Source organism: Bartonella sp. A05, assembly GCF_026930145.1.
GTDB lineage: Bacteria > Pseudomonadota > Alphaproteobacteria > Rhizobiales > Rhizobiaceae > Bartonella.
The window spans coordinates 1-3,829 of sequence record NZ_JANHOJ010000011.1 but is presented as its reverse complement, the minus strand read 5'-3'; the positions used below and the strand labels follow the sequence as shown (position 1 = coordinate 3,829).

The following is a 3,829-nucleotide window of genomic DNA, read 5'->3' as shown; positions in this document are numbered from 1 at the left end:
GTTCGTATCTTTATAAACTGAAAAGTTTTCACAGCATTGTAACCTGCATTTCCTACAACTGATATGCACACTGCATACAAAAACCTTCCCTTCATTTAACCACCAATGAGCTTTGCTTCACAATCTAGTGATAAAATCATACAAAACTGAACGGTAATAATCTCACGAGGACACGGACTGAAATGATGATTCGTTCATATACGAATATTAAGTTAATATGCGTGCACTTATTGAACATAAATTGTTATAAACAATAATAGAAAATTGATGTTTTTATCTATGATAAAAATAAGTGTTAGCAGAGACTACGCTATAACTTGGCAAACATTCTATCTTGTCTCTCTAAACACTCAATCAGGCTTGATATTAATGCGTAATGAACAAAGATCATGCCTAACACTAATCTCATCCAAAACAGATCAAAAAAACAATAGATCCATAGCCAGCTTCTCAGACAAAATGCATCAAAATAATAAAAATATTATGGATATAACATACGCAATGCAAACATAATCACAAACAATATAAATACAGTATGTTTTATATTGCGCTTTACACAAAGAACATAATGATTTAAACACTGCTGTAGTAGTCGTTATAAGAACAGAGGAATTATATTAAAGGCATGTCTATGAGTAAAAAAAATCTTTTATTATGTACAGTTGCTGGAACGTTATTCTTTTCTTGTTACAGTTCAACTTATGCAAACAAACCTTCTGCTACAGAACCTTCTTCTCTTCAAGCCCAAAATAATGGAAGAAAACCTTTGACACTTCATAATATAGTTTCTGGAGCAATGGTTGGTCAGGATGACGCGCAGTTTTATACAAAACTTCAAAAAGATCTCGATGATGCTGCAAAGAAAGTGAATATATCATCACTAGTTACAATTCGTGATTATGGAAAACCTACACATGCACAAGCATTGGCAAAAACATTAGGTAATATAGCAGCGAATGCTCAGTTTGAGCAATATAATCAAGCAATTAAAGATCAACTGAATGCTAATAATCTAATGATTAAAAAAAATGGTTCTAAATTTGATGTATCTAAGAATCTTCAATCTATAAGTTCCGGTGATACGCAATTTGGTGCTGCACTTAAACGAGTAATGGATAAAGCGAGGCAAACCATAGCTGAATCCAGTTCTTACAAGTTTTCACAAGAATATAAAGACGCATTTGACAAAGAATTGAGTAGTATAGAAGAGGAAACTAAGAAACGACAGAAAGAAAAAAATGTAGAGTATCAAAAAATAGTTCAAGAGATAATTGATCGAAGTAATGCTGTAGATGCTGTAGATGTTTCTCTTATAGCTCCTAGAGATCTCGGAAATAATAATGTAGAGAAATCTCAGGTACTTCACAATATAGCTTCTGGAACAATGATTGGTCAGGAGAACTTACAGTTCAATACCGAACTTCAAAACAAATTGAATGAAGAGAAAGGAAAAATTGATGCAGTAATGGTTGCAGCTAAGGCATATGGTTCAGAAAAACATATAAAAATGTTAGCAGATACTTTAGGTCGTATAGCAGTAAAAGCTCAAGTTGAACAGTATAATCAAGAGATTGAAGATCAACTAGAAGCTAATAAGCTAATAATGGCTCCAGATAATTCTAAGGTTGTATCTGAAAATCTTGCATCTATAGATCCCCAAAATACGAAGTTTAATGCAGCACTTACACGAGCAGTGGAAACAGTAAAGGAAACATTGACTAAAGCAGATTCTCATGGATGGCTTGAAACGTATAAAACAGTACTTAACAATGAATTTGATAATATAAAAAAAGATGTTCAAGAGCAACATAATGAGAAAAATGCTGAATATAAGAAAAGAGCTGAACAAATAGTTAGTGAAAGTAACTCTGTAGATAATACTCGTTCAACTCCTGAAACTCAAAATCAAAGCCTAAATCATAATGAAGTTTCCCAAAATTCTGCTCCTTTAGATACTAAAGTAGCGCCTTCAACTACTGGAGCTCCTCGTTCAAGTGTAGTTACTCAATCAAGAGGAGTTGCTCGTTCAGATGCTGGAAGCACTCGTTTAGTCGTCTATTCAAGTGGAAATGTTCGTTCAAATTCTTTAAATTCTTCGAGTCAAAGTCCTAGTGTTTCTGGAACCCCTGAAACTCGTTCTGATACTAGTGGGGATAGTGCTACTGTAATTCCTTCTACTTCAGATGCTGCAGCTTCACCTTCTGGGGCTCAAGAACAACTTCAATCTCAAACTTCCGAAGCTACTCTTGCAGATTCTGTAAGCTCAACTTCTGAAACTTCTGTTCTTACCGTTTCTCCTCCTTCCACTTCTGAATCTCAAACTTCATCTTCTAGCCCAGATGTTTCAGCTCAAACTTCTCAGGTTACGGCAAATTCAATTCCTGAATCTTCCGAAAGTTCTGCTCCTTTCAATCCTGAGGCTTCTCTTTCACCAGGTACTGTGATCAACAGTTCAGGAGGAGTTGCTCGTTCAGATACAGTAATACACGTATATTCAGTTCCTAGTTCCTTAACTGTTAGGGATTCTAATCTCAGTCGTTCAGATTCTTCAACTTCTGGTGTTTATGTAGCTTCTGTAGCTCGTCCAAGTTCTGGTGAAGATAATACTTCTGTGATTTCTTCTGGTTCAAGTGTACATTCTGAAACTCAAGAACAATTTCAAACTTCTGAAGATGCTGTTTCTTCAGGTGATGAAGATTCCAGTCCTGTAACTATAGCGTCTGTTAATGCTGATGTAGCCCCTAGTGCTCCAGCTACTGCTACAGTAACTGAAAATTCTGCTCGTTCAGATTCTGAAACAGAAATTCAAATCCCAGATCAGCCTAGAGCTCGCATCCTACTGGCTGAAACTCCTAGCTCTGTTTCTGGATCTAGTTCTTCTGAAAATTCAGTTTCTAGGGATCAAGTTGCCCCAGTTGAAAATTATGAAAACATTAATGTTCAAGATAAAATTCAATCTTTAATTACGCGTACTTCCGAGCTTCAAGAAAGCAGGACAGCAGTAATTGCAAATAACGCTTCCAAAACTACCGTGAAAGAAGGAGAAGTTACTGAAGGTAATTTAGCGTTTTTAGTAAAAGACGGTGGGAAAATTGAGGCTGCAAATATGCAAGCAACAGCAACAAATGTTGGTTTGCTAAGCAACGTTGGTGTAATCAATCTTAAAGGTTCAACCGTAACTGTTACCGGTGATGAAGAGGCTTATGGTATTGTTTTATACAAAAACAAAGACAAAGACGTAGAACAAGCTGCTATAAATAGACAAAGTACTAACGTCATTATACTTGCCGATACAAAAATTAATGTTGAAGACGGTGTTGGTATTTATGGAGATTTCGCACAGGATACAATTACCCTCAACAATTCGGAAATCATTGCAGATATTCTGTTAAAAGCAAAAGGTGATAATGCTTCCAATGGAAATAGCGCTTCCAGCACTCTCACTATAAATGCAAACAATTCTACTTTAGAAGGTGGTACAAGAATAGCTCAAGATGGTAAAACTATTTTCAATTTGAGCGAAGATACTACATGGGTCTTAAAAATCAGTAAAAGTGAGGAACAGAATGGCATAGATTCAGATCTTGATATTGAAAAAAGTGTACAATCTAAAGTTTCTATTCTTAATCTCAGTGATAGTTCCATTGTTTTTGGTGAACCAACAAACGATCTGTATCAAATATTATACATTGTGGGATCTGAGCAATCTAAAATAGTTAATGTGAATGAACAAGATGAACAAACTAGACGTAGTCGAAGGAGAGCTAGATCTGTAGAAGCTACACCAACAGCTTATGCCCCCCAACTACAAGCTGCAAGCGGTAGCCCT

At 35.8% G+C, this 3,829-nt stretch carries 1 pseudogene; it reads left to right on the top strand.

Going from position 1 to position 3,829, the window contains the following annotated elements:
- Nucleotides 1–631 precede the first annotated feature (631 nt).
- A pseudogene (locus NPX98_RS06555) lies at nucleotides 632–3,829 on the top strand (hypothetical protein); the annotation flags it as partial.